We start from the raw sequence: 25506 nt of genomic DNA on the forward strand, positions 1-25506 counted from the left end.
GGTCGGATCGAATATTGAGCACTTGCACAACCCCACCGGTCTGCGGATTCTGCTCCGCAGGGTTGCGGAGGAGTAGCGGACCCTTCGCGGGGTCCGAACGGCCGCCGCCCTGACCGGCACGGTGGGCTGGGCCCGCCGACGATCGGACGGCACGGCAGAAGTCGTGGCGTTCAGGCCAGACGGTCTCAAGGACTTCCAAGCCAGAGTGGTCGGCCTCATCGAGGGTCAGGACGGCATCGAGGCCGACGCTGAGGCGTCCGACGAGGCGAAGGGCGAACGACGCTTCCGGCTCAGGCGTGAACAGTTCCTCCTGGAAGACGCAGAAGAGATCGACTACTACAGATCTCTGGGCGTGGACCCCGAATCACGCCAGTTCCCCGCGCTGCACCGCAGCGGTCTGCTCAGCGGGGCGGACACGACTGAGGTGCAGGCAGCTCGAGACTATTGGCAATCAGAGTGGGGAGTCGACATCGACCCCAGCTTCCACATTGCGTTCTCCGCAGTCACCGGCGGCGCCGATGTGAGAGTCGTTCCCCAATCGGAGTACCGCACCATCTGGCGTCTGCTCAATCCCGGCCAGAGCACCATCCAGGCCTACTCGGACAAAGTGCTCTTCAGCCGACTGCTGCCCACCAGCAGGCAGCCGGTCACGTCCCTCGTGTGCATCGACGGCAGGTACTACGACGGCGATGCCGCCTGGCTGCCCCACCAGTCGGAGGTCATCGAGACGCTCGCCCGCGTCGGCAGGGGCATCATCAAGCCGACCAGCATGGACAATGGGCGGGGCGTGGACGTCATCGAGCACCTTGGGGGAGACCGGCTCAAGCTGGGGAGCAGGGAGACTGACCTCGAGGATCTGGCGCAGCGCTATCGGAAGAACTTCATGGTTCAGGAGATCGTCCGTCAGCATGAGACGCTCGCGGAGCCGCACCCAAATTCGCTGAACACCCTGCGAGTGGTCACCCTGCGCTGGGGAGGCGAGGTTCATCACCTCCTGACTTTCGCCCGGTTCGGAGTCGACGGTCGTATCAATGACAACGCCGGCACAGGCGGTCTCTGCGTGGGCGTGCAGAGGGACGGCACCCTGAGCGACTACGGGATCAACGAGCACGGAATGATCGCCACGGCCCATCCCAGCACTGGGACTGTCTTCGGCGAAATGTCCGCTGTTCCCGCATACGGCAAGGTCCTGGACTTCGCGCGGGAGCTTCATGCTTCGGTTCCCTATTTCGACCTGCTGTCCTGGGACATCGGCGTCGACCCTGACGCGGAGCCGGTGCTGATTGAGTGCAACTTCCGCGGCGCCGTGTGGCTCTATCAGCTGGCGGCCGGTCAGCCTCTCTTCGGGGACCTCACCTCCGAGCTGCTCTCAAGCATTCGACCGGACCACGGAGCATAAGACGTCAGCCTCTGAGGGCGGCGATCTCGTCCAGCATCTTTTCTGCGGACCCCGCGACCAGGACAGGGAAGTCACGAAGGTCAGGCTTGACGGAGATGCCCTCGACAATCACTGACCTCTTCTGAGAGTCGCGCACGACGACGTCGACGAAGCCCCATGGCAGCGACGGAATGGCTCGAACAGCATCGATAGCGGCTGAGCCTATGCGCTGCGCCAGACCGGGGAGCATGGCCCCGCTTCCGTCGGGCCCAGGAGAGCAAGAGGCTCGTTCCGCGATGCGCAGACCCTGAATCGTGATCCCGTCTGCACCCGCTGTGCTGTCAGGTTCTCGCCCTCCGCACCCGGATACACGGAGATGCTCGGGTCATAGGGCGGCGTGCGTACCATCCTGCTTCACGCGAGATCAGCGTCAGATCAGTCTCAGTCCGCTCGTGATAGGCCCTGAGGTCTTCCAACGACTGGACTTTGAGTGAGCGAGGAACAGCGACCCCGGCTTCCTGGAGTATCTGCTGAGTGAGGTGGTGCCGACGAAGCAGCGCGCTCGCACTCGCCCGGAAGCGCTCGTCCATGATCCCGTTGAACCACTTGTCACGCTGGCCCTCGCGTGCCGCAACGATAAGGCGGTTCGCCTTGAACTCCGTGCTCCAGCCCTTGGTCTCAAGATGGTGGGCGAGGGTGTGGGTGCGGATGTCCAGGGCAGAGGCGCCCGCCCGGAGGTCGGAGGGAAGCAGCTCGGGCAGAAGGTCAGTGGGTGAGGGGGCGGCGTCAGCTCTGTGCTCTTCACGCCGTCGATGGGGGCAGATGCCAGGAGCCGCTCCCAGGCAGGACCTGCCACGTCCTTGGGCTCTCCGTAGACCGGGTAAGTGGAGTTGCTGACCGCAGCGTTGGTGTTGAGCTCCAGCAGGTAAGGCTCTCCCGTGTCCTTGGCGACGAGGATGTCCGCACCGCCCCAATCCATGGTCGGGATGGCGCGGATCGCGTCACGTCCGACAGCGAGAACCGAGGGGTGAAGGAGATCGAGGCACTCACTCGCTTCGCCGCCGCTGCTGATTCCTCCTACGTTGCGCACAGTGATTCGTTCCCCTTCGGGAGGACCGAATCGAGCGTGAGCCCTTGGCGCTTCAGGTGCCTCTCCGTCGTCCTGTCGACGGGAATCATCAGCATGCAGTTATTGGGGTTTCTTCGGCGAAGCTCGTTCTTGGCCTCGATGAGCTGAAGAACCGTTGCACGTCCGTCCCCGCGACGTGGGGCAGCAGCCGACGCACTGCACCGAAGCACTTCTCCGGGTGACGATGAGCCGAAACTCGATGCCATCGATGTACTCCTCCACAAGCACACCACGACCATCCGTATTCGCGTCCTCGTAGCCCTGAACGATCTCATCGGCGGTGCTGGCGTTGACCGTTACGTTCTTGCCCTGGCCGCCGAAGCGAGGCTTGATCACCACGGGGGCAGCGAGCTTCGACTGTATGCGCAAGGCCTCTTCGGATGAGGAGGCAATATCGCCTCGTGGGGTGGAGACTCCAGCAGACTCGAGCAGCCGCTTCGTCAGGTATTTGTCCTTGACGATGAGCCCGCCCGTCACGGTGTCCGTGCACATGTGACCGCGAAGCAGCGCTCGCCGGCCATCCTTCTCCGCAACGGCAGTGTACGTCCCGTACCAGGTGACGTCTGCGCCGTCTCGCGCAGCGGCCCGCGAGGTCACAAGTGTCCCGACGTTGCGGCCCTTTTCGAGCTGCTGCGCGATGACTTCCTGCGAATCCTCATCCTCGTAGAGGTTAGGCTCGTCCTTGACGATGTCGGAAAAGTATCCGTGAGGCTCACGTGATCCCCATTCGTGATAAGCGCACACTGCGTCGCGTAATCAGCTCAGATTAGCCTACGCAGCTGGCGTCTCAGGCGGCGCAGAAAGCCTCGCACGGTGGGGCCTGGATGATGCGGAACTCTTCCGACTCCGGCCTCTCCGCACGAGTCATCGCGACGGACGTGATCACGGACTTTGTGGGTCCCTTTGAGGAGAGGTAGCCGAGAGCTGACACTGCGTCGGCCGGGCCGGACACGACGGCCTCGACACGCTTTCTGCTTGCGTTCTTCACGTAGCCGGTGAGACCGAACTGACGGGCGCGGCGCCCGAACCATTTCCGGTACCCGACGCCCGTGACCCGGCCTCGGATGTCGAAGCGGAGGGTGAGGGTGTCGACCTGCTGCGGCGGGAGCGCAATGTCAGCGGCTGCAGCGGTCGCCTCGAAGAACTTCTTCGCGACCGGTGCGGGGTTCCCCACATGGGGTACTGGGCGCTGCCGATGGCGGCGTGAGCGTTGAGCTCGATCACAGTGCACTGCTGCTCCCACGTGGGCTTGCGGTGGTCTTCGATGAGCATATCGAGGCCGCAGAATCCAAGGCCCGGAACGGCCTGCACTGCTTTTACCGCAAGCTCCTTGATGGAGGGATGCATCTCATCGGCGATCTCGAAGCTGTCGCCGCCCTGGGAGAGATTCGCGGAATTCGCCAAGAGCACCGTCCGTCCGGCTTCGGGTACGGAGGAGTACGTCAGTCCAGCCAGGTTGAGCTGGTATTGGAGGGACTCGCCGACCTTGATCGGACGGGAGCTCAGATGCGGGTTGTCCTGGCGGGCGCGATTCTTGTATTCGATGAGATCGGCCACGGTGTGGACACCGTCCCCGGTGACAGAGGCAGGTGCGCGGACCACGGAGGCCACGACTTCGTCGCCGATGACGACGATGCGGTAGTCCTCGCCGGGGACGTGATCCTCGATGACGAAGTCGTCGTCTCCCAGCTCACTCTGCTGATAGAGCTCCAGCGCGTCCTGGAGCTCGTCGCGGCTCTGGATATTTGCGACTACACCGATGCCGCGCAGCCCTGCCACGGGCTTGCAGACCACCGGATAGCCGATGCGGTCGGCGTATTCGATCGCCAGTTCGCGGTCTGCAGTGGAGAAGACTCGACCCTGCGGCACTGGGACGTCGATGCGCTGAAGCAGCCGACGGGTGGCCTCTTTGTAGCTGCAGATCGACAGTGCCACGCCGCTTGCGAGAGGAGAGCGGCCCCATTTGAAGCTCAGCCGCTTCTCGGATGCTGGGTCGGTCACCACGAACGCGCCGTTCGGATAGCGGGTGCTGGAAGTCCGTAGCGGAGCGCTTCACGCTCAAGAGGTGTCCCTTCGTCCCGTCCTTGGGGAGCGGCGCGATGTACGGGGCATCGTCGAAGACGTTCGCCGGCTGACCCTCATATGCGGGGCCGCAGGCTCGGGCGCCACAAAATAGCGGTTCACCTGCGGAAGGCGGTTCCGCAGCAGCGCACCGAGCTCGTCGCCCGAGCCCTGCTCCTGGGTGCTGAACTCTACGAGCGCCTCCGTCATCGCTGCTTCGATGCGGGCCAGAGCCTCCAGCCCAGGCGATTCCTGGAGCTCCTCGACCTCGGCGGAGTGTGCCCGGGTGAGTCCCTCAACGAGCGCGCGAAGCTGACCGGCGTCTCCGCGCGGGATGTCCGCAGCAAGAAGCGCCTCGAGCGCCCTCTCGCCGGCCTCCCACGCTGCAGAAGGGACGACCAGGTGCTCCCCGTGGTGCACAAGTTCCGACTGTCCCAGAGCGGACACCTGCGCGCCGGCACGCTCACCTACGACCTGCGCGTAGACGCGGGAAGGGCGGGCCTTGGCCTCGTCCTGGCGCAGGCGGACCAAGCGAACGAGTGAGATGGGGCCCGTGCTCTTGTGTGCTTCAGACAACGTGGGTTCCCTTCGAGAAGTTGACGGCCGCGGCTCTGTCGTCGGCGAGGTGGCCCGCCATGAGGAGCTCAGCGAGCGCTGCGAGGACATCGGGGCTTCCCTTCGCGGTTGCCCTGAGCTCGCCTGTGACCTGGTCCACGCCGTGCACGCTGAGCGTGGCGCCGTGGTCCTGTGCGATGCGAGGCAGCTCCTCGCCCACGCGCTCTGCGTGGCGGAGGCCTTCGATGTCGAGCGATCGGGTCACGGCGTCGACTGGTGCAGGCAGCTCGAAGCCCGCCCGCCCCGCCTGGTAGGCCACGAGTGCGTCACCGAGCGTGTCACCGAGCGAAGCGTCGGCAGTCATGTATGTCTCGATTCGGGGCCGCTCTGAGATGCTGGTGATCAGGAGGGGCTTTCGCCCTCTTGGCCGGCGTTGGGATTGGCCACGGCGTCTATGGAGGCGAATGCCAGGCCCGGCACCGCAGCAAGAGTTCTCACGAACAGGGCGGCGTCGTCGGCGCTCAGCTCATCGGTGACGCTGCGCACACCCGTAGAGTGATCCACATCAAGCTCGACAGCGGCGATGAGCGAATCTCCGACGATGAACGCGCGGATGGGGCGGCCCGGCATCTGCTTCTCCACCAGCATCCGGGACTTCAGCGGTGCGACCTCATGGCCGTCGTCATCGTATGTGAAGGTCAGGCGAGTGGTGGCGTAGCCGGCCACGTACGGGTTGCTGCCGGGAGTGCGGTCTGCCTTGTCCCGTCGGCGCAGCGTCATGAACGCGCTGCGCAGCTCGTCGCCTGACGTGATCCCGCCGATGGCGCGCACGGGGTTCTCTCCTACGCCCTCGCGCAGAACGACCGGATAGCCCAGCTTCTCCGCATACTTCTCCGCCTTCTTGAGGCTCTGCCAGGAGAACGACGCGCCAGGCGGGGTGGGGACCTCGGCCCGGTCCAGGAGTGCCCTTTTGAGGCGGTGATCCTGGGCAAAGGTGACCGCAGCGAGGTCTGAGGCCTCAGGCACGCCATGGGTGAAGGAGATCTCTGCCGGGACTGAGCGCGATCTTCCTGCCAGGAGCACCTGGCGGGGGAGCGAGAGCACATCAAGATCGCGGGCCAGAGCCGCGCGATGCACTTGGTAGCCGTCAATGAGCCGGGAGGGGATCGGCACCCCTGCCGCCTCCACCTCCGGCTCCGTCATGCTGTCCTTCGGCACGTTAATCCCTTCCGGTTCCTGCATTCGTCGATCATCTGCACGTCCGAGCCTGCCGAGCTTACCAAGGGGAGATGCTTGCCGGCAGAAGCTGCCGCGGCGGTGCGGCGGCCCAGGGACAGATATTTGCGGAGCTTCCAGGAACATAAGCAGGGGCAGGGGTGTTGGCAACATGTTGTGACTGCAGGCGAACACATCTCAAGACCGCCGATCCCGGCCGAGCTCAAGGTGATGATCGTCTCTGCGTTCATCATCGCGATCGGATTCGGGATCGTTTCGCCGATTCTTCCCCAATACGCATCTGACTTCGGGGTATCCGCCATGGCAGTCTCGGCCGTGGTGTCGGCCTTCGGCCTGTTCCGCCTGCTCTTCGCTCCGGCGTCTGGGCGCCTGACCCAAGCATTGGGGGAGACCCCGGTCTACGTCATCGGCCTCCTCATCGTCGCGGTCTCGATGATCGCGACCGCGTACGCGCCCACCTATGAGCTGCTGCTGGCCTTTCGGGCAGTCGGCGGCATCGGATCCACATTCTTCACCGTCGCTGCCATGACGTTCCTGGCCCGAAAGTCCCCGCCCACCATCCGCGGGAGGGTTATGGGCGCCTACGCGTCGGCATTCCTCATCGGCAATATCGCAGGTCCCCTGCTGGGCTCAGCTCTGCTGGTCTTCGGCCAAGAGGTGCCGTTCCTGGTGTACGGAGCTGCCCTGGTCATCGCAGCAGCCGTTGTCTTCTTCATGCTTCGGAAGTCCCGCCTCGAGGATCGGAAGAACAAGGACGAGCGGCAGCGGGCGTCTGTCAGGGAGGCTCTCGGCCACGGCAGCTACCGGGCAGCGCTAGCCTCCGGATTCGCCAACGGGTGGGCGACATTCGGCCTGCGGAACTCCGTGGTGCCGCTCTTCGCCGCCTCAGCATTCGTCGGCACGGGCTGGTTCATCGACTCCGCCCAGCTGGCAGGCGTCACGCTGGCCTGCTTCGCGGCGGGCAACGTCGTGGTGGTGCTGACCCTCGCCAAACGATCCGACGAATGGGGCCGCCGCCCACCCATCATCCTGGGACTGCTCGTTGCGGGCGCAGCCACCGGTACCCTGGGCCTAGCCCCCGAGCCCTGGGTGCTGCTGCTCCTCAGCGTCATCGGCGGCGCCGGCACCGGGCTCATCGTCCCCGCCCAGCAGGCCGCTTTGGGCGATCTCGTGGGGGAGGGGCGCAACGGCGGCACTGTCATCTCCACATTCCAGATGGTCCAGGACCTGGGGGCGATCATCGGACCGCTTCTCGCAGGACTGCTGGTGGACCAGCTGGGCTACGCCTGGGCGTTCGGTCTGACCGGCCTCATTCTGATGCTCGGCGCCGCAGCCTGGAGCCTCGCCCCGGAGACCCTGACCCGGGAGGAGAGCGGCGGACGGCCTGCCGCATCGTAGTCTCAGCCGCGGAGGCGGATACTAGGGTCCGTCGACTGATCATCCGCACACTCGTATCCGGTGACTCGGGACCACCGCGTTTTTACCGTCTGAGCGGCAAGGAAGAAGGATAGGCATGGAGTTTCAGTGGCCGGAGCACTTTCAGCCCTCGGTCGTCCGCTCGGGATTCGGGGCTGGCACCGTATCGACCCACACGTTGGCGCTGGAGGCGTGGAGACGAGGGCTGAAGGTGACGTTCCTCGCTCCCAGCGGCAAGGAGCTGGAGGTGTCGGACGGTGCGCGCACCGTCCGTTTTGACCGGTCGCGGGCCGCCAGCGAGATCAGCGAAGAGGCATACAGCATCGTGGAGTCGAAGTACGACACCACCGCCGCCCTCCGGGCCGCAGGCGTTCCCGTGCCGGAGGCGTTCGCGCTCGCTGCGTCGGAGACCACGTTCGAGGAGGTGAGGGCCCACGCCGAATCGCTCGGCTACCCGGTCGTCCTCAAACCCATGAGGGGCTCCAGGGGGCGAGGGGTCTTCGCCAACATCCAGTCGGTGGAGCAGCTCCAGGAGTACTACACGTAACTCGTCGACGACCTTGGGTCTGAGCACATCGTCCTCGAGCGCCATCATTTCGGCGGTGATTACCGTGCCTTCGTAGTGGGCGACCGTTTTATCGCGGCCTGTCAGCGCATTCCCGCACGTGTCTCAGGCGATGGAACTCACACGGTTGGCGAACTGATCGATCAGAAGAATCGGCTTCGCAGACAGAATCCGTTCCTGTCCGGAGGGCTCATCGCCAAAGACTATGAGGTGCGCTCCATGGTGGCGCAGCAGGGTCTCACGATGGACTCTGTGCCCCTGCGGGATGCTGACGTTCAGCTGCGGCAGAAGGCCAACGCCAGCGCCGGGGGTGATGTGGTGGACGTGACGGACGCGTTTCCGGAGCATATGCAGGCCGCCGCTGTGAGCGCCGTGTCCGCAATACCAGGCCTCCCTGCGGCTGGAGTCGACATTCTCTGGGATCCGGACAACGCAGGGGGTCGGGAGACCGAGTTCGTGATCATCGAGATGAATTCGCGAGCTCATATCGGCGTGAACATGTATCCGACCCACGGCCGAGGGAGAGATGTCCCGGAAGCAGTCATCGACAACTTCTTCCCGGGTTCGCGCCGCCCGAGCACGGCGGGCGCAGAGATGCTCACCTTTGATCGGGCTGATCTTCTTCAGCCCATCCTGAACGGAACGGCGGCCTCGGTCGAGCTGAATCCACTCCCGGAGCACGGCCTGCCGGTCCGGCGGCAGTGTCGGCTCGCGGCAGGCCTCAGCCTTCCGCCCGCGCTCCGCCGGAAGATCCGCAGTGAGTACCGCAGGGCAGGGGTGAGCGGCAGACTCGTGCTCCGCGAGCCCGAGCCCCGTCTGGTCGTGGCAGGGGAGGAGAAGTCCGTTCGCGAATGGTTCCGACGAATCGCCCGAGTTCTCGGCGAAGAGTTCTCGCAGGTCGAAGAGTATACGGGGCCAGTGCACCTAGGGTTCGGAGTCTCCGAGTGATCGGTACGGCTGTGCGCGTGTGTTGTCCTCCGGGAGCAGAAAATTCATGAAAGGCTGAATAGAAGCTTAAGTAAGACTGAACATTGAGAGGATCCATGGAAGGCCAGCACGATCGCTCGTCGGCGCGCCCTATTGCGCATCGGAGCAGGCGCTTTCTTCAGCAGGTGCGTCATGGTCGGCCCCTGAGGTGCACCGCACGCTGCTCCTTGGGGAGCCTGACGGCGACCAGCTCGAGAACGAAAACCTGCAGCGGTACCGCACTGCGGCTGACGAGGTGATTCTCGGTGCCAGCGGGGTGTTCGAGGACGCGGCAGGGACGGTCCGACTGCCCAAAAGGGTAGGCGGCGGCGAGATCAGGGTGGACGGAGCCTCGGGAGACTCCCCATCGATTCCGCACACTCGGCCCGACGTGTTTCAGGTGGCGTTTCCCCATTGGCCCGCAAAGTACAGCTGGCGAACACGCGCCCAGAAGCGCGAAGGAAAGATCAAGCAGTCCCAAGGGGCTGATCTCGTGGTCGGCTGGGAAGCCATTGCCTCCAGGAAGTCGAGCACCGGAACGGCGGTTGGCTCGTCTACGGCCTGGGTCGCGGGGCAGCGGCGCCGGACAGGCGCTTTGCACGCCCACAGGTTGAACGGCATCTCGTCGCGTGCAGCTTCGTGGCCGTGCTCGAGCTGTCCCGGCGTCCAGGGCGCCGGGAACGGTCCGTGTCACTCAAGCTCTATCCGGTCTATGCCGGAGTCGATGAGAGCGGGCCGGCATATGCCCCCCGTCACTTCCGGAGGACTTCCGCAGAGTCGTACAGCACCTCGCATGGCGAGGGCCGAGGGGGTTCGGCCAAGCGGGCGCAGGCTGTGGTGAAGACGATCTCGGTCGTCACCTTCACCTTCCGGTAGGACAGTGGCCCGTCGGGCGGCAGCCGGAAGCGCAGAAAGGGCCCCTCGCAGTCCGACGCAGCAGCTCGTCTTACGGAGCTTCTTTCGCACGCGGAGGCGGATGACTTCGGAATCCACCGTCAGTCCGTGCGCCACCACGCCGCGCTCGGCCGGCGACTCAGCAGTGCCCTGGTTGCAGAGCAGGCCCATGCCGAAGGCGCGGACATCAAGTGGGTTAGCCCGGCACGAGCGGTCGCCGAGCACCACGGAGTCCGGGTGCTGATTGACGGAGCCCACGCCAACGAGTCCGCCGCAGCGACGGTTTTCGTCTCAGACAAGTACCGGACAGGAAAGCTGCTTCGAGATGCAGGCGTGAGGGCTCCTCGCAGCGAGGTCGTCCGCTCTGCAGGCCGCGCACACGAGCTGGCCCAAGCGTGGCAATGCCCGCTGGTCATCAAACCGCGCAGCGGAAACAAGGGTCGTGGCGTGTTCGTGAACCTCACGACGCCGGAGAGCATCACCTCCGCCTTCGAGAGTGTCCACGCGCTCGGCAACGACGTCCTGGTGGAAGAGTTCGTTCAGCCGTTCGAGGAATACCGATGCATCGCGACCGCTGCCGAGTGTCTCAGCGTCGTCCGCCGGGTTCTCCCTCACGTCGTCGGAGACGGACAGTCGACGATCGCTGAGCTCATCGCTGAGAAGAACGAGGAACGACGCCGTTCGCCGCACCTGATGAAGAGCCTCATACCGCTCGACGATGTGGCACGCAGCCATTTGGCCCGGCAGGGCAGCGACCCCGAAAGCGTTCTGCCGATGGGCAGGGCCGTGACTGTTCGGGATGTGGGCGGGCTGAGTTCAGGCGGAGACACCGTGGAGTGCTCCGAAGAAGTGCCAGCTTCGCTCAAGGACACGGCGAGCGCTGCTGTGGCCAGCATCGGGGGTGTGGCACGCGGGGGTCGACATCGTTGTCTCAGCTGCCGGAGACATTCCCTACGTCATAGAGATCAACACAGGAAGCGGCATTGCAGGGCATCACTATCCGTCGCGGGGCGAACCCAAGGAACTGGCAAGCTATCTCTGGCACAGCCGCCTCAGCGAAGCTGTCCTGAGGACGCGCCAAGACGATGGGGTCGCTGCCCCGCGACGCAAGACCGTGGTCGGTTCGAGAGCACAACGATCACGGAGCCGATCGACCTGGTTCGGGAGGCACAGGCCCTCTTGGAGAGTCGCGGCTTCACGATTGCGAGGGAGGGCACGCGTCTCTGGACAGCCCAGGCTCGGGACGGAGGTGTTCGTTGGAGCTTCGGCCCCTGGACCGACTACGACCTCAACATCGTGCGCCGGCTTCTGAAGCACCCACAGGTCGCGCTCAACGTCATCCGGAGTGGAGGACTTCCCGTTACTTCTGAGGCGGCGGAGGGAACAATCCTCCGCGTTTTGCCTCTCGTCGGGAGAGTCTGCTGGCAACTTCAGAGTATGGGTCCCACGTCGCGAGCCACATGGTTGAAAGTGCGGCTGCGCTCGCCGTGAGCGCCGTTCGGGCCATCCCTGAGCTTCGCTGGGGGGCAGTCGATGTCCATGTGAGCGCGGACGAGGTCTCGGTCGCGGAGATCTCGGTCCCTTCCGTCATTTCCGGCGGTCACGAGGTGCTGACGGGCTCCGCAGCCTCGATAGTGGATCAGATCGTTCAACCCGCTCTCGCGGACATGTGCATCATGGTTGGCAACTGACCCCGTCCAAGAGCGCCTGGCACGGGGACAGCACTGCAGTCCGCGCCGCGGGCCACACACAAGGGGCGGGCTCCAGCGCAGTGCTGGAACCCGCCCCTTCTGCTGCACCTAGGCGCAGAGAGAGCTGAAGCGAATCAGTGACCCGCTGAGGTCCTCTCGATGTAGGAGTAGGCCTCGGTCTGGTGAGCCGCCACGTCGATGCCGGCCTCCTCGACCTCTGCGTCCACCCGGAAGCCGATCGTCTTGTGGATCGCCAGACCGATGATGAATGTAGCCACGAACGTGAAGATCGCGGTCACGACCACTGCCACCACCTGAGCGACCAGGAGCTCGAAGCCTCCGCCGACCAGGATGCCGGAGCGACCCTCGCCGTAGATGTCCTCGTAGCCGAAGAGGCCGATGGCCACTGTGCCCCAGAGGCCCGCCACGAAGTGCAGACCGACCACATCAAGAGTGTCGTCGAACTTGCCCCACTTGATGTCGACGGCGAAGCAGCAGATCACGCCGGAGATGGCGCCGAGGATGATCGCACCGACTGGTGCCACGTGGGCGACGGCGGGAGTGATGGCCACCAGACCAGCAACAATTCCGGAGGCAGCGCCCACAGGGGTGGGCTTCTTGCCGCGGGCCCACTCGGTGAGCAGCCACGCGACCAGTGCCGCTGCCGGAGCCAGCATGGTGTTCAGCCAGTTGAGGGAGATTTCGTCAGTGCTGCCAGCCTCACCCAGGTTGAAGCCGAACCAGCCGAACCACAGGATCGAGGCGCCCAGCAGCACGAACGGAACGTTGTGAGCCTTGTTCTCAGTGATCTCCGCGAAGCGTGAGCGAGGTCCGATCACCAGGACCAGAGCCAGAGCCGCCAGGCCGGCGCACATGTGCACGACCAGGCCGCCGGCAAAGTCAACAGCCTCACCCACGGCGTCGCCGATGAGTCCGCCTTCGACCAGCAGTCCGCCGTCGCCCCAGACCCAGTGGGCCAGGGGTGCGTAGACCAGAGTCAGCCAGATCGGAACGAAGATCATCCACGCGGAGAACTTCGCCCGGTCTGCAATGGCGCCTGAGATCAGCGCAGTCGTGATGATCGCGAAGGTACCGCCGAAGCCGACCCATACGAGCTCGTCGCCGGCCGCTTCGAAGGATCCCATCGCAGCGAAGTTGTCAGCGGGGTTGCCGAAGAGGCCCCCGACCGATGAGCCGAACGAGATCGCGTCGCCCCAGAGGGTCCATGTGATCGCGACCAGTCCCATAGCCGCGAAGCTCATCATCATCATGTTCACGGCGGACTTGGTCTGGGACAGACCGCCGTAGAACAGAGCGAGTCCGGGGGTCATAAACAGCACCAAGGCGCCTGCTACGACAACCCAAATAACATCAGCTTCCATAATGTCCCTCCAGGAAACGTCGTCTACCGATGGCCTTCACCGGTGCGAGATGACTTCTATCCTGGAGGGCACGTGTTTCGCCTCAGCGGCCCTCGTGTTTCAAGAACGTTAACTTTTTCCTGCGAAAAGGCATTTCGCCACATGTGAGGCCCGGCTGTGCATCACTGGTCCTCGAGGAGCGCGTCCACGAACGACTCGGCGTCGAACGGAGCGAGATCGTCCGGGCCCTCACCGAGCCCCACGAGCTTCACCGGCACCCCCAGCTGCTGCTGAATGGCCACCACAATGCCGCCGCGTGCGGTGCCGTCGAGCTTGGTCAGGACGATGCCGGTGATGCTGACTGCCTCCGAGAAGACTTTGGCCTGCGAGAGCCCGTTCTGGCCCGTTGTCGCATCCAGCACGAGCAGCACCTCGTCGACCTGCGACCGCTTCTCGACCACACGCTTGACCTTGCCGAGCTCGTCCATGAGATTGGCCTTGTTCTGCAGCCGGCCAGCAGTGTCCACCAGCACGGCGTCGACGTTGTCCTCCTGCGCCTTCGCCACGGACTCGAAGGCCACAGAGGCGGGATCCGCCCCCTCCACATCCGACGAGACAGTGGGGACACCCACACGGGCGCCCCACGTGGTCAGCTGTTCGGCTGCGGCAGCGCGGAACGTGTCCGCTGCGCCCAGCACCACAGTCCGGCCCTCGGCCACCAGCACTCGGGCAAGTTTGCCCACGGTGGTCGTCTTGCCGGTTCCGTTGACCCCGACCACCATCACCACAGCCGGCCGGCCCTCTGCCGTCGTCGTGAGCTCACGGTCGAAGGTGGGGTCGACGAGCTTCACGAGCTCCTCCCTCAGAAGCTCCCGCACACGCGCAGGGTCCCTTGAGCCTTCGACCTTGACGCGCTCACGGAGCGTCTCGACGAGGCTCATCGCCGCCTCGGCGCCGAGGTCCGCGGTGAGGAGAGTCTCCTCGATCTCGTCCCAGACGTCGTCGTCGATCTCGTCCTGGCTCAGGAGTGCGAGCAGGGTCTTGCCGAAGACGCTGTTCGACTTGACCAGGCGCGCCCGCAGCCGGGCAAGGCGCCCCTCTGCAGGCTCCGGGCGGTCCAGCTCCGGCTCGGCGGGAACGGGGGGAGCGTCACCCTCGGGGGCCTCCTCGACCAGGGTGTCGCCGGTGGGCTCATCCGCCTCCGGAGCATCATCGGCATCCCGGGTGGTGGGATAGCGCTGCTGTGACCGTCGGAAGAGGTCGGAGCCGCTGACGAGGAAGAATCCGAGAAGGCTGACGAGCAGAACGGCCAGGACGATGAAGGAGATCAGAACAGAAGTTTCCACGCGCCTCAGTGTCCCATACAGGATCAGCGTCTGAGGCGGCGAGACACCTTCTGCGCGGTGGTGCGCGCTCGCTCCGGCAGTGCGCCGAGCACGGACGAGTTCGCCTGCTCGGCGAGAGCCTCAAGGGCGCGGGAGTGGTCGCTCGACGCGGCCTCAGTCTCCTCCAGCCGGCGTTCGATCCGATCCAGCTTCTCGGTCAGCTGCTCGAGCTGCTGCTCACGCCGCTCCAGGCGCGCCTGGAGGCTCTCATTCCTGGCGCGCTGCGCCTCCACCTGATCGGCGAACACTACGCCCTGCTCATCGAGCCGCTCCGCCAGGTTCCCGAGGTCCGCACGAACAGCCGAGAGCCTCTCCGGAACATCCTCGAGTCCCCCCAGCGCTGAGCGCACACGCTCCTCCAGGTCTCGGAACTCCACGCTCCGCACCTCGTCGAGGCGGTCGTAGACGCTCCGAAGCTCAATGATCAGATCCCGCTGATGGGCGATGAGCGAGACCACGACGTCGTGCGCGTTCTTCCCGAGGTCCTCAGGCGGCGTCGCATCTGCCTCCGTGAGCGTGGACGACGAGGCATCCTCGGAGGAGGCTTCGTCGGTGCGGGTCTGCTCCTCGTCGGCTGAGCTCGCGTGTGTCATGGATCATCTCCTAATGCTGAGCGGTGCCGTGGATGATGTCGAAGAAGCTGGGACGAGGCGCTGAGCCGTCTGCCTCCGCTGCTGACACTGGCTTGGTGGACCGTGGACGCAGCTCGTCCGGCAGCGCGCGGAAGCCGATGTGCGGCGGGACGCGAAGATTTCTCATGTCGAACCCGGTGAGCGCACGCAGGCCGCTCGCCGGAAACTCCTGGATCTCGCGCATGAATGCCGCACGCTGTGCGTAGGAGGCGGAACGCGCGGTGTGCGCCCCCGCCAAAGCGATCGCAGGGGCAGCGCCGCGGCTCAGACCGGGGGTGCGACGGATGCCGGACGCGGCACGTCGATGCCCCTGCTCCGCGCCCTCCAGCAGCTGCTCGTGGGCAGCCAAAGCCGCCTGAACAACCCGGGCGTCGTCTTTTTGGCTCACATTGATACCCTAGATGATCGTGTTCAACTCCCTCTCCGACCGCCTCGCCGCGACCTTCAAGAATCTTCGCGGCAAAGGGCGTCTCACCGAAGCCGACATCGACGGCACCGCCCGCGAGATTCGTCGCGCCCTGCTCGACGCCGACGTCGCAGTGTCAGTCGTCCGTGAGTTCATTCGCCGGATCAAGGAGCGCGCCCTGGGCGAGGAGGTCGCTCAGGCGCTGAACCCCGGCCAGCAGGTCGTCAAGATCGTCAACGAGGAGCTCGTCGGAATCCTCGGCGGTCAGACGCGTGAGCTGGCCTTCGCCAAGCAGCCGCCCACGGTGATCATGCTCGCCGGGCTGCAGGGCGCCGGCAAGACCACCCTGGCCGGAAAGCTCGCGCACCACCTCAGGTCCAAGGGACACACCCCGATGCTCGTGGCCTGCGACCTCCAGCGGCCCAACGCGGTGCGCCAGCTGCAGATCGGCGGCGAGCGGGCCGGGGTCCCCGTGCACGCTCCGCATCCGGGCGTCTCCTCCGAGGCCGAGGTCCCCACCGGAGATCCAGTCGCGGTGGCAAGAGAAGGCGTGGCCGCGGCGCGCGAGAAGCTGCATGACGTCGTCATCATCGACACCGCCGGCCGACTCGGAGTCGACGCTGAGCTGATGAAGCAGGCCGGGGACATCAAGGCCGCCGTCGGCGCTCACGAGACCCTCTTCGTCATCGACGCCATGATCGGCCAGGACGCGGTCAACACCGCACAGGCATTCAATGAAGGCGTCGACTTCACCGGCGTCGTCCTGACCAAGCTGGACGGCGATGCGCGCGGCGGTGCCGCCCTCTCCGTGGCAGAGGTCACCGGCAAGCCGGTGATGTACGCCTCGACCGGTGAGGGTCTGCGGGACTTCGAGGTCTTCCACCCGGACCGTATGGCCAAGCGCATCCTCGATATGGGTGACGTGCTCAGCCTCATCGAGCAGGCCGAGGCGAGCTGGGACAAGGCTGAGGCCGAGAAGATGGCCCAGAAGTTCGCTGACCAGGAAGACTTCACCCTGGAGGACTTCCGCGCTCAGATGCAGCAGCTCAAGAAGATGGGCTCGATGAAGAAGCTCCTGGGCATGATGCCTGGGGCGCAGGGCATGCGTCAGCAGCTCGACCAGTTCGACGACAGTCAGGTCGACCGCATTGAGGCCATCATCAGCTCGATGACGCCTCACGAGCGCAATGCTCCCAAGATCATCAACGGCTCCCGTCGGGCACGCATCGCCAAGGGTTCAGGCGTGCATGTCTCGGAGGTCAACCAGCTCCTCGAACGCTTCGGGCAGGCCCAGAAGATGATGAAGAAGATGGCGGGCGGCGGCGGAATGCCCGGAGGCATGCCGGGAATGCCGTCCGGGATGGGCGGCGGTGCGCCTGCCGGCGGACGGAAGAAGGCGGCCAAGGGCAAGCCGAAGAAGAAGGCGAAGTCCGGGAACCCGGCCAAGGCCGCGCAGGAGGCCCGCGATGCCGAGCAGCGCCGCCGCGAGAAGCCGGCCAGCGGCTCTGCGTTCGGAGCCCCGCAGCAGGATGTGAGCCCCGAGGATCTCTCCCTTCCCAAAGGATTCGAGAAATACCTCAAGTAGATGGCATAATTCCCTAGTACTTTGCACAGGCCGGGGGACCCTCTCATTCCCTGTCACTGAGCAATGTCTCCACAGCGGCATACCGCGCAGCAGCCCCACACTGCCAGAGATGACCGACTGTGACCACAAGACTCAAGGAGCAGCTACACAAGTGGCAGTCAAGATTCGTCTGAAGCGCATGGGCAAAGTCCGTGCACCCCACTACCGGGTCGTCGTCGCCGACTCGCGCACCAAGCGTGATGGTGCCGCGATCGAGCAGATCGGCAAGTACCACCCCACCCAGGAGCCTTCGCTCATCGACATCGACACAGAGCGCGCGCAGTACTGGCTCTCCGTCGGTGCTCAGCCCACCGAACAGGTCATGGCGCTGCTGAAGGTCACCGGCGACTGGCAGAAGTTCAAGGGCCTCGAAGGCTCAGAGGGCACTCTGCGGACCAAGGAGGCTCCTCAGGAGTACACCGTCCCCGAGAAGGGCTCGGTCATCGTCGAGAACACCGGCAGCACCGAGAACCCCACCGATGAGAAGGCTCCCGCTGAGGCGCCTGAAGCATCCGCCGAGGAGACTCCCGCTCCCGACGCAGCAGAGGAAGTCGCCGCGGAGAAGGCAGCCGAGTAATCATGTCGTCTGTGATCACTGATGCTGTTGAGCACCTGGTGCGCGGCATCGTCGACTCTCCCGACGACGTCGATGTGCGTCAGAAGGATGGACGTCGCTACGACACCGTCCAGGTCCGGGTCCACCCGGAGGACCTCGGACGCGTGATCGGTCGTGCCGGACGAACTGCCAAAGCGCTGCGCGCAGTGGTTTCGGCCCTGCCCGGCGGCCAGGATGTCCGCGTCGACGTCGTCGACACGGACCGTCGCCGCTGACCTCAGCAGAATCATGGCGCAGACTGAATACGGATCCGACCCGCAGCCCAGCCCGGAGAGGGAAGGGCTGCGGGTCGCTCGTATTGGTAAGCCCCACGGCGTGCGCGGGGAAGTCACCGTCGAGCTGTTCACCGACGAGCCTGAGGCGAGGCTCGGCCCCGGTGCGGTGCTGGAGCGCAGGCCCGGCAAGGGCACCGAGGACCGGACCACGCAGCAGCTCACTGTGTCCTCCCAGCGGTGGAACAAGAAGATCTGCATGCTTTCCTTCGAGGACGTGCGGGACCGTGATGCTGCAGAGGCTCTGAGGGGCTCCACCCTGCACATCGAGATCCCCGACGAAGACGAGCAGGAGGGCTGGTACTCCCACGAGCTTGAGGGAATGGTCTGTCAGAGCCCTGACGGTCATCCCTACGGCGTTGTGGTTGAGCTCGTGACCGGCCCGGCGCAGGATCTTCTCGCAGTCAGGACCGAGGCGGGGGACGAGGTGCTCATCCCGTTCGTGGAGGAGATCGTCCCCGACATCAGCGCCGATGAGCGCATCATCACGCTGACCCCGCCCGAAGGGCTCATCTGAGTGCGCATCGACCTGATCTCGATCTTTCCGGAGTTCTTCGACGCCCTTGACCTTTCGCTGATCGGAAGAGCTCAGGAGGACGGGCTGCTGGATGTGCGGCGCCACCAGCTCCGCGACTACGCCGCAGACCGGCACCGCACCGTTGACTCGCCCCCTGCCGGGGGTGGAGCGGGCATGGTGATGAAGCCTGAGCCGTGGGCCCTGGCCCTCGAATCGGTGCTCTCGTCCCGGGCCGCGGGCACACGCCCCACCCTCATCATCCCCACTCCCTCGGGGGAGGTCCTCAGCCAGAGCCTCGCCCACGAGTTCGCCGCCCATGAGCACCTCGTCTTCGCCCCCGGCAGGTTCGAGGGAATCGATGAGCGAGTGGCCGCATGGGCAGAGGACCACTTCGAGGTGCGCAGGGTGAGCATCGGCGATTACGTGCTCAACGGGGGAGAGGCGGCCGTCGTCGTCATGGTCGAGGCAATTGCTCGCCTCGTGCCGGGAGTCATCGGGAATGCGGAATCCCTCACGGAGGAGTCCCATGCCGACGGCCTGCTGGAGTACCCGGTCTACACGAAGCCCGCCGATTGGCGGGGTCTGCACGTGCCCGAAGTGCTCCTCAGCGGCGATCATGCCCGCGTGTCTGATTGGCGCCGCCAGAAGTCTGAGGAGCGAACGCAGCGGCTGAGACCTGACCTCTGGGCACGACGGGCCTGAGGACGGCACCATCGGCTCATGTGTCCTCGGGGAATCTTGCCGGCACATTTCCCCCGCGGGGACCCCTGTGACATACTTGTTGGCTGTGCCCGCTGGGCGCTGACCTCTGCCACGGGGGAGGCGCGCCGAACAGCCGGGCCGCGGAATTCCGGCGACCGCCGGACCCGTCCACCAGCTTTATGACTCGAGGCGAGGGCGCGGCGTCTGCTGCGCTATCGTCCCAGGTCCCTGATATCGGGGCGACTGACCTGTGGCAGCCCGTCCCAAGGAGATGCAATGCAGAAGCTCGACTTCCTGGACCAGGCTAGCCTTCGGGACGACATCCCCGACTTCGGCCCCGGCGACACCGTCAGCGTCCACGTCAACATCATCGAGGGCAAGAACACTCGTGTTCAGGTCTTCAAGGGCTATGTGCTCGGCCGCCAGGGCCACGGCGTCGGCGAGACCTTCACCGTCCGCAAGATCTCATTCGGCGTGGGCGTGGAGCGTACCTTCCCGGTGCACTCCCCAGTGATCGAGAAGATCGAGGTCTCGGCGCTCGGCGACGTCCGCCGCGCCAAGCTTTACTACATGCGTGAGCGCCACGGCAAGGCGGCCCGCATCAAGGAGAAGCGCGAGTCAGCAGTGGCCCGCGCCAAGGGCCGCGACGTCGAAGAGGCAGCTTCCGAGGCCTGAGCCTCACTGCAGACGTGATCAGACGTTGGGGGCTGCGGCTGGCTGCCGTGCTGGCCGCAGCCCTTCTCGTCTCCACGGCGATCCGTGTCTTCTGGATCGACGTCTACGTCGTGAACCAAGACTCGATGGACCCCACTCTCCACCACGGGGAGCGAGTCGCCGTGGATAAGCAGTACCCGGGTCAGCGTGGCCCCCAGAGCGGGGATGTGATCATCTTCGACGGGGAAGGGTCCTTCACCCCGTACCAGGGGCAGCGCTCGCCGCTGAGCCGACTCGGCCAGCAGATGGCCCACTGGGTCAGCATGGGCGCTCCTCCGCAGGTCTTTGTCAAGCGCGTCATCGGCGTGGGAGGAGACACCGTCGCGTGCTGCACGGACGATGGCCAGCTCACCCTCAACGGAGAACCCCTGGAAGAGCCCTATCTGCCCCCGCACGAGCTCGCCTCGGAGCTGTCGTTCGAGGCTGAGGTGCCGGAGGAGCGCATGTGGGTTCTGGGGGACAGCCGCAGCGAATCCGTCGACTCGCGCGCCCTGCTCGGCGCCCCAGGCGGCGGTATGATCTCGGAAGACCGCATTATTGGGCAGGTGACGGATGTTGTCTGGCCGCTGTCAGAACGCCGAAGCCTCGAGGAGTCCCTTTGACTGATCAGCCTGCTCAGGCGCCCAGCGGCGGTGGGCGGAAGCGCCATCCCATGGTGAGCCTGCTCATCGAAGCGGCGATCATCATCGGCCTGGCTGTGCTCATCAGCTTCATCGTCAAGACCTTCCTCCTCAGAGCGTTCTACATTCCGTCCGAGTCGATGGAGCCTGCTCTGGAGGTCGATGACCGCATTGTGGTCAACCTCCTCGCACCCGGACCGATGGAGCTGGACCGCGGTAACGTCGTGGTCTTCGAAGACACCCGTCAGTGGTGGGGGCCGGAGCAGAGCCCCGAGACGAATCTCGGGCAGGAGGCACTGATCTTCATCGGTCTCATGCCCGACACCTCAAGCCACTACGTCGTCAAGCGGATCGTCGGACTCTCCGGGGACACCGTGGAGTGCTGCGACGAACAGGGCCGGATCCTCGTCAACGGCGAGCCGGTCGATGAGCCTTACATCAATGATGGCCACAGCCCCAGCGAGCAGGAGTTCAGTGTGGAGGTGCCCGAAGGGCACGTGTGGCTGCTCGGAGACAACCGCGGCGCCTCGGCGGACTCGCGGGCCCATGTCGACGAGCCGAATGCCGGAGCGGTTCCCGAGGAGGACGTGATCGGCAGGCACCTGGGCACGGTGTGGCCCTTCGATCGCTTCGCCGGCGGCGCCTCGCAGGACGAGCCGTTCGAATCGGTCCCGGAGCCGGCCGGAGCGGCGCGCCCCCCAGAGGCTCCATGACGCAGTCGGCCGCCCATGCCACCCTGAAGCCCGAGCTGCAGCTCCTGGCAGAGCGGGGAGCTCGGCTGATCGCTGGAATCGACGAGGTCGGCAGAGGCGCTCTGGCCGGCCCGGTCACGATCGGCGTGGTCGTTATCGACCTCGAACGGCTTTCCCCAGATGTGCTGAGCGCCGGCGTCTGGCCGCTTCTGGACGGGGTCCGCGACTCCAAGCTCCTCACCCCGGCAGCCCGAGTCAGGTGGCAGCCGACCATCTGTGAACACGCCGCCGCCCACAGCGTCCAGCATCAGAGCGCAGACCAGATCGACGCCAAGGGGCTCACGGCTGCGCTGGGAGCCGCCGGTCGCGCCGGGGTGGAAGCGGTGGAGCGGTCGATGGGGCGCACCTTGGACGCGGTGCTGCTTGATGGGACGCACGATTGGCTGACATCGGGTGCGGATCCGCGCGTGAGCACCATGCCGAAGGCAGATCAGAAGAGCCAAACGGTGGCCTGCGCATCTGTGCTGGCGAAAGTTGAGCGTGATGAGCTGCTGCGCGGACTTGCCCACGAGCATCCCGAATTCGGCTGGGAGTCGAACAAGGGGTACGGATCGAGCGCCCATAGGGCGGCTATTCAGGTCCACGGACCGAGTCAGCACCACCGGCGGTCCTGGAATCTGGGAGCTCCCGCGCTGCCGGGTCTGTGACCCTCCCCGCTCGGTATTGCACTGAGGGCGAGTTGTAGGCGATGACGCGCCGACGTGTGCTCGGGCCGCGCTGAAGATTCCGTGCCGGCCGCTCCGGCGACGGAGGCTGGTCTTCGGCGACGGAGAGGAGAGCGCATGCACGCCAAGGATCGAACGGGGTGGGACGGGGAGCAGCTGGCTGCCGATTTCCTCGAAGCGAAGGGCCACCGCGTGGTGGAGCGCAGATGGAGGACGCCCACCGGCGAACTCGACCTCGTCACTCTCGACGAGGGCACACTGGTGGGCGTGGAGGTCAAGACACGGCGAGGCATCGGCTACGGGCACCCTCTCGAAGCCGTGAACGGGAAGAAGCTGCGGCGTCTTCACCTGCTTGTCCGCGAGTACGCCCTGACCCACTCCCTGCGCATGCCTCACCGGGTCGACGCAGTCGGAATCGTGATGCCCACCCGCGGCGCCGAAGCTGTGAGCATCGAGCACCTCGTCGGGGTGGTCTGATGACGGGCCACGCTCCGTCCGCCCCGCGCACGACGTCGATGGGGCGGGCACGCGGGGCCGTGGTCATCGGCGCCGAAGGCCGTCTGATCGAAGTCGAAGCGGACATCGGCCAGAGCCTCCCCTCCTTCGTGCTCCTCGGGCTCCCGGACGCGGCCCTGAGAGAAAGTCAGGACAGAGTCCGTTCGGCGGCGAAGAACGCGGGTCTGAGCCTGCCGGCGCGCCGCCTGACGGTGAACCTCTTCCCGGCGTCGCTTCCGAAGGCCGGTTCGGGCCTCGATCTCGCCATCCTCGTCAGTGCGTGGGCTGCCGACGGAAAGGTGTCCGAGACCGAGAACGTGCTCTTTATGGCGGAACTGGGGTTGGATGGCCGCCTGCGACCGGTGAGAGGGGTCCTCCCGGCTGCTGCAGCTGCTGTGCACGCCGGGTTGGGGACCATCGTCGTCGCTCAGGAGAACGCTGCCGAAGCCGCACTGGTTCCCGGTGCTGAGGTGCTCTCCGCTGATCACGTCTTGGACGTGGCGGCAGCTTTTCGCTCGCCCAGCCTGACTGGTGCAGCGCTCGAAGGAACGCTCGGCATCAGCCGCCTCGTCGGCGGTGTGAGCACCGATGAGGCGCACCCGGCCGAGCAGCTGCCGGATCTCTCAGAGGTCCGAGGCCAGCTCGAGGCGCGGTTCGCCCTTGAGGCCGCCGCGGCGGGCGGGCACAACATGCTCCTTCTCGGACCCCCGGGCGCCGGAAAGACGATGCTTGCTGAGCGGCTTCCCTCCATACTGCCTCCGCTGACGGATGAGCATGCCATGGAAGCCACCGCCATCGCCTCCGTCAGTTCGGCAGCTCAGGCTCAGCTGACCGGGCTGCAGCGCACCCCGCCCTTCGAAGCGCCGCACCACAGCGCCTCAGCGGCCGCGATCATCGGCGGCGGCACCGGCATGCCGACGCCGGGCGCTGTGACCCGCGCCCACAGAGGCGTGCTGTTCCTCGATGAGGCGCCCGAATTTCAACGACACGTCCTGGACTCTCTCCGGCAGCCGATCGAAACAGGCCGCATCGCGCTGCAGCGCTCCGCTGGGCAGGTGATCTTCCCCGCCCAATTCCAACTGGTGCTCGCTGCCAACCCATGCCCCTGCGGCATGAACTCCGGGCGCGGGCTCCAGTGCACCTGCACCGTGGCGCAGAGGAGAGGGTATCTTCGCCGCATATCGGGCCCGATGCTGGACCGCATCGACCTCCAGGTCAGGGTGGAGAGACCTCGCTCCTCGGCCCTCGCGCTCGCGGAGCCGGGCGAAACGTCGGCACAGGTGCTGGCAAGGGTCCGGCAGGCACGGGCACGCCAGCGCGAACGACTGGCGCCCTACGGCCTGCAGCTGAACAGCCAGGTCTCACTCAAGCTCCTCTCCGATGAGCTGCGGATGCCGCGGCCAGTCACCGCGCAGCTCGACGCAGCGTTGGACCGTGCGCTCATCTCGCTGCGCGGCTACGTGCGCATACTCCGCCTGGCGTGGACGCTCGCAGACACCCAGAGCAGGGATGAGCCCGCGGCCGAGGACATCGACGCAGCCATGCAGCTGCGGCTCAGCGCAGGAGATGTCCGATGAGCGAACACCTCAGCCTTTCCGTGCGCGAAGCCAGGGCAAGCCTCAGCCGGGTGATCGAACCCGGTGACCTTCTCGGGTGTCTCATGGTGTCGCTCCTGGGCCCCCAAACCGCGTGGGAGCTGATACGGGCTGAAAGCGCCCCGCCGGCCTCATACCAGCAGGGCGTTGCCGAAGCGGCCGAACGTGCCGGCCTCAGCCAGAGGCAGCGGTCCCTCCGGCATGGCCTGGCGCGTTGGCGCACGCGGGTCCGACAGGCAGACGGCCCACGAGACCTGCGGCGCATCCGCCAGCTCGGCGGGGACCTTCTGATCCCTGAGGACGCAGCATGGCCGCGGCAGCTGGATGAGCTCCATCCTGCGGCGCCCCTGGGCCTATGGTTTCGAACGGCGCCCGCGGGAGCCTCGCCCCAGCACCCCATGGAGGAACTGAGCACAAGGATGCCTGCCCCGCACCGAAGGGTGGCAGTCGTAGGCGCCCGGGAGATGACGGACTACGGCGCGCGGGTCGCCTACGAGCTGAGCGAGGAGCTCGCCTCCCACGGAGTCGCCATCATCTCCGGAGGGGCCTACGGAATCGACGCCGCGGCACATCGTGGTGCACTGGCAGCAGCACGCGCCGCCGACCACCGAAGCGCCCCCACCCTGGCAGTCCTCGCCGGCGGCGTCGACCGCCTCTACCCCGCCGGCAACGAACGGCTTCTTCAGGCGATCTCCGGCCGAGGCCTTCTGCTCTCCGAGCTCCCTCCGGGCGCGAGTCCCACACGCCACCGGTTCCTGCACCGGAACAGAATCATCGCCGGCCTCAGCGCCGCTACGGTCGTGGTCGAGGCCCGAGTTCGCTCCGGCGCACTCTCAACCGCAAACCATGCGCTCGCCCTCAGCCGACCTGTCGGAGCAGTCCCCGGAGACATCCATTCCGCCGCCTCCGCCGGAACCCACCGGCTGCTGCAGGAGGCGCCGGCCCACCTGGTGACCAACGCCCTCGACATCGTCCACATGATCAGCAGCGCGGACGTCATGCCCACGGCCGCAGCAGCACCAGCCCAGCCGAAGCTGACCGACGCTCAGCCGCTCCGGGACCGTCTCGACCGCATGAGCGAACCCGACCGGCTCCTCTACGACGCCTTCCCGCGACGGCGGCTGATCACCCCAGGGCGACTCGCAGAGGAGGCCGGGCTCCCCGTCCCGCAGGTCCTCAGCGGCCTGACCCGCCTGCAGGCAAACGGCCTGGTGCGCGCTTCCAACGGCGAATGGGGCCGCTGCGAGTAGAGTGCACAG

29 protein-coding genes are annotated in these 25506 nt (G+C 65.9%); 18 read left to right on the top strand and 11 right to left on the bottom strand.

The features are described 5' to 3' along the window. The first annotated feature begins 163 nt into the window (after positions 1–163). Positions 164–1399, top strand: coding sequence for a sugar-transfer associated ATP-grasp domain-containing protein (locus FS388_RS11310; RefSeq protein ID WP_168198697.1), 1236 nt, complete (start codon positions 164–166; stop codon positions 1397–1399). 4 nt (positions 1400–1403) lie between these two features. Here the strand turns inward: FS388_RS11310 and FS388_RS11315 are convergent, their stop codons facing one another. The 7 genes from FS388_RS11315 to FS388_RS11345 all read right to left on the bottom strand — a co-directional run bounded on the left by FS388_RS11315 (position 1404) and on the right by FS388_RS11345 (position 6326). Beyond that, positions 1404–1628: a hypothetical protein gene (locus tag FS388_RS11315; RefSeq protein WP_146341503.1), complete on the bottom strand. Its 225-nt coding sequence runs from the start codon at positions 1626–1628 to the stop codon at positions 1404–1406. 939 nt (positions 1629–2567) lie between these two features. Next, positions 2568–3251 carry an ATP-grasp domain-containing protein gene (locus tag FS388_RS11320; RefSeq protein WP_146341504.1) on the bottom strand — a complete coding sequence of 228 codons (684 nt, stop codon included), beginning with the start codon at positions 3249–3251 and terminating at the stop codon, positions 2568–2570. 43 nt (positions 3252–3294) lie between these two features. Next, positions 3295–3573, bottom strand: a complete 279-nt coding sequence (locus tag FS388_RS13480; protein WP_146342004.1) for an acylphosphatase — start codon at positions 3571–3573, stop codon at positions 3295–3297. Beyond that, positions 3492–4508 (bottom strand): ATP-grasp domain-containing protein, encoded by a 1017-nt coding sequence (locus FS388_RS11330; RefSeq protein WP_168198698.1) that lies wholly within the window; start codon positions 4506–4508, stop codon positions 3492–3494. Before FS388_RS11330 ends, FS388_RS13480 begins: the two co-directional genes overlap by 82 nt. Positions 4509–4565: 57 nt before the next feature. Next, complete coding sequence (locus FS388_RS11335; protein WP_146341506.1) at positions 4566–5144, bottom strand: hypothetical protein; 579 nt, start codon at positions 5142–5144, stop codon at positions 4566–4568. Beyond that, positions 5137–5487, bottom strand: coding sequence for a hypothetical protein (locus FS388_RS11340; RefSeq protein WP_146341507.1), 351 nt, complete (start codon positions 5485–5487; stop codon positions 5137–5139). The genes FS388_RS11335 and FS388_RS11340 overlap by 8 nt, the downstream gene beginning before the upstream one ends. Positions 5488–5525: 38 nt before the next feature. After that, positions 5526–6326: a hypothetical protein gene (locus FS388_RS11345; RefSeq protein ID WP_146341508.1), complete on the bottom strand. Its 801-nt coding sequence runs from the start codon at positions 6324–6326 to the stop codon at positions 5526–5528. Positions 6327–6515: 189 nt separating this feature from the next. Between FS388_RS11345 and FS388_RS11350 the strand changes: the two genes are divergently transcribed. From FS388_RS11350 to FS388_RS11370, 5 genes are all read left to right on the top strand, one after another. Next, positions 6516–7757, top strand: coding sequence for an MFS transporter (locus FS388_RS11350; protein WP_371708319.1), 1242 nt, complete (start codon positions 6516–6518; stop codon positions 7755–7757). Positions 7758–7872: 115 nt separating this feature from the next. Beyond that, complete coding sequence (locus FS388_RS11355; protein WP_146341509.1) at positions 7873–8322, top strand: hypothetical protein; 450 nt, start codon at positions 7873–7875, stop codon at positions 8320–8322. A gap of 237 nt (positions 8323–8559) precedes the next feature. Then, positions 8560–9288, top strand: coding sequence for a hypothetical protein (locus tag FS388_RS11360; protein WP_146341510.1), 729 nt, complete (start codon positions 8560–8562; stop codon positions 9286–9288). A gap of 1245 nt (positions 9289–10533) precedes the next feature. Further along, positions 10534–11691, top strand: a complete 1158-nt coding sequence (locus tag FS388_RS13485) for a hypothetical protein (protein ID WP_371708780.1) — start codon at positions 10534–10536, stop codon at positions 11689–11691. Further along, positions 11661–11891 carry a hypothetical protein gene (locus FS388_RS11370; protein ID WP_146341511.1) on the top strand — a complete coding sequence of 77 codons (231 nt, stop codon included), beginning with the start codon at positions 11661–11663 and terminating at the stop codon, positions 11889–11891. Before FS388_RS13485 ends, FS388_RS11370 begins: the two co-directional genes overlap by 31 nt. A gap of 134 nt (positions 11892–12025) precedes the next feature. Here the strand turns inward: FS388_RS11370 and FS388_RS11375 are convergent, their stop codons facing one another. From FS388_RS11375 to FS388_RS11390, 4 genes are all read right to left on the bottom strand, one after another. Beyond that, the gene (locus FS388_RS11375; protein WP_146341512.1) at positions 12026–13273 is read right to left on the bottom strand and encodes an ammonium transporter; all 1248 of its coding nucleotides are present in this window, start codon (positions 13271–13273) and stop codon (positions 12026–12028) included. 161 nt (positions 13274–13434) lie between these two features. Continuing rightward, entirely contained in the window at positions 13435–14598 is a 1164-nt protein-coding gene (gene ftsY / locus FS388_RS11380) for a signal recognition particle-docking protein FtsY (RefSeq protein WP_146341513.1), read from the bottom strand. Between the two features lie 23 nt (positions 14599–14621). Next, positions 14622–15230: a hypothetical protein gene (locus tag FS388_RS11385; protein WP_146341514.1), complete on the bottom strand. Its 609-nt coding sequence runs from the start codon at positions 15228–15230 to the stop codon at positions 14622–14624. A 10-nt stretch (positions 15231–15240) separates the two neighbouring features. After that, entirely contained in the window at positions 15241–15657 is a 417-nt protein-coding gene (locus FS388_RS11390) for a hypothetical protein (protein WP_146341515.1), read from the bottom strand. 19 nt (positions 15658–15676) lie between these two features. Here FS388_RS11390 and ffh point away from each other — a divergent pair, with 19 nt between their 5' ends. From ffh to FS388_RS11450, 12 genes are all read left to right on the top strand, one after another. Next, positions 15677–17260 (top strand): signal recognition particle protein, encoded by a 1584-nt coding sequence (gene ffh, locus FS388_RS11395; protein WP_146342007.1) that lies wholly within the window; start codon positions 15677–15679, stop codon positions 17258–17260. A gap of 151 nt (positions 17261–17411) precedes the next feature. Further along, on the top strand, positions 17412–17876 hold the full coding sequence (gene rpsP / locus FS388_RS11400; RefSeq protein WP_146341516.1) for a 30S ribosomal protein S16: 465 nt from the start codon (positions 17412–17414) through the stop codon (positions 17874–17876). Positions 17877–17887: 11 nt separating this feature from the next. Continuing rightward, positions 17888–18130 (top strand): RNA-binding protein, encoded by a 243-nt coding sequence (locus FS388_RS11405; protein WP_146342008.1) that lies wholly within the window; start codon positions 17888–17890, stop codon positions 18128–18130. Between the two features lie 13 nt (positions 18131–18143). Then, the gene (gene rimM / locus FS388_RS11410; RefSeq protein WP_146341517.1) at positions 18144–18704 is read left to right on the top strand and encodes a ribosome maturation factor RimM; all 561 of its coding nucleotides are present in this window, start codon (positions 18144–18146) and stop codon (positions 18702–18704) included. Further along, the gene (trmD, locus tag FS388_RS11415; protein ID WP_146341518.1) at positions 18705–19406 is read left to right on the top strand and encodes a tRNA (guanosine(37)-N1)-methyltransferase TrmD; all 702 of its coding nucleotides are present in this window, start codon (positions 18705–18707) and stop codon (positions 19404–19406) included. A gap of 276 nt (positions 19407–19682) precedes the next feature. Next, positions 19683–20081 (top strand): 50S ribosomal protein L19, encoded by a 399-nt coding sequence (gene rplS / locus FS388_RS11420; protein ID WP_146341519.1) that lies wholly within the window; start codon positions 19683–19685, stop codon positions 20079–20081. 14 nt (positions 20082–20095) lie between these two features. Further along, a complete protein-coding gene (gene lepB / locus FS388_RS11425) occupies positions 20096–20722 on the top strand; it encodes a signal peptidase I (RefSeq protein WP_168198700.1) in 627 nt (208 codons plus the stop codon). Next, a complete protein-coding gene (gene lepB, locus FS388_RS11430; RefSeq protein ID WP_246836205.1) occupies positions 20719–21453 on the top strand; it encodes a signal peptidase I in 735 nt (244 codons plus the stop codon). Before lepB (FS388_RS11425) ends, lepB (FS388_RS11430) begins: the two co-directional genes overlap by 4 nt. Beyond that, entirely contained in the window at positions 21450–22139 is a 690-nt protein-coding gene (locus FS388_RS11435) for a ribonuclease HII (protein WP_146341521.1), read from the top strand. Before lepB (FS388_RS11430) ends, FS388_RS11435 begins: the two co-directional genes overlap by 4 nt. Before the next feature lie 135 nt (positions 22140–22274). Then, positions 22275–22634, top strand: a complete 360-nt coding sequence (locus FS388_RS11440; RefSeq protein ID WP_146341522.1) for a YraN family protein — start codon at positions 22275–22277, stop codon at positions 22632–22634. Continuing rightward, positions 22634–24229: a YifB family Mg chelatase-like AAA ATPase gene (locus FS388_RS11445; protein ID WP_371708322.1), complete on the top strand. Its 1596-nt coding sequence runs from the start codon at positions 22634–22636 to the stop codon at positions 24227–24229. The genes FS388_RS11440 and FS388_RS11445 overlap by 1 nt, the downstream gene beginning before the upstream one ends. Next, on the top strand, positions 24226–25497 hold the full coding sequence (locus FS388_RS11450; protein WP_146341523.1) for a DNA-processing protein DprA: 1272 nt from the start codon (positions 24226–24228) through the stop codon (positions 25495–25497). Before FS388_RS11445 ends, FS388_RS11450 begins: the two co-directional genes overlap by 4 nt. The last annotated feature ends 9 nt before the right edge of the window (positions 25498–25506 follow it).

Source organism: Nesterenkonia sp. NBAIMH1 (assembly GCF_007922635.1).
GTDB classification, from domain to species: domain Bacteria; phylum Actinomycetota; class Actinomycetes; order Actinomycetales; family Micrococcaceae; genus Nesterenkonia; species Nesterenkonia pannonica.

Coding starts and splice junctions, on each gene's coding strand:
- FS388_RS11340 (WP_146341507.1), bottom strand. CDS start 5,487: ATGACTGCCGACGCTTCGCTCGGTGACACGCTCGGTGACGCACTCGTG.
- FS388_RS11385 (WP_146341514.1), bottom strand. CDS start 15,230: ATGACACACGCGAGCTCAGCCGACGAGGAGCAGACCCGCACCGACGAA.
- FS388_RS11355 (WP_146341509.1), top strand. CDS start 7,873: ATGGAGTTTCAGTGGCCGGAGCACTTTCAGCCCTCGGTCGTCCGCTCG.
- FS388_RS11370 (WP_146341511.1), top strand. CDS start 11,661: ATGGTTGAAAGTGCGGCTGCGCTCGCCGTGAGCGCCGTTCGGGCCATC.
- FS388_RS11435 (WP_146341521.1), top strand. CDS start 21,450: ATGACGCAGTCGGCCGCCCATGCCACCCTGAAGCCCGAGCTGCAGCTC.
- rplS (WP_146341519.1), top strand. CDS start 19,683: ATGCAGAAGCTCGACTTCCTGGACCAGGCTAGCCTTCGGGACGACATC.
- FS388_RS11345 (WP_146341508.1), bottom strand. CDS start 6,326: ATGACGGAGCCGGAGGTGGAGGCGGCAGGGGTGCCGATCCCCTCCCGG.
- FS388_RS11360 (WP_146341510.1), top strand. CDS start 8,560: ATGGTGGCGCAGCAGGGTCTCACGATGGACTCTGTGCCCCTGCGGGAT.
- FS388_RS11315 (WP_146341503.1), bottom strand. CDS start 1,628: ATGCTCCCCGGTCTGGCGCAGCGCATAGGCTCAGCCGCTATCGATGCT.
- FS388_RS11450 (WP_146341523.1), top strand. CDS start 24,226: ATGAGCGAACACCTCAGCCTTTCCGTGCGCGAAGCCAGGGCAAGCCTC.
- FS388_RS11375 (WP_146341512.1), bottom strand. CDS start 13,273: ATGGAAGCTGATGTTATTTGGGTTGTCGTAGCAGGCGCCTTGGTGCTG.
- FS388_RS11445 (WP_371708322.1), top strand. CDS start 22,634: ATGACGGGCCACGCTCCGTCCGCCCCGCGCACGACGTCGATGGGGCGG.
- FS388_RS11440 (WP_146341522.1), top strand. CDS start 22,275: ATGCACGCCAAGGATCGAACGGGGTGGGACGGGGAGCAGCTGGCTGCC.
- rimM (WP_146341517.1), top strand. CDS start 18,144: ATGGCGCAGACTGAATACGGATCCGACCCGCAGCCCAGCCCGGAGAGG.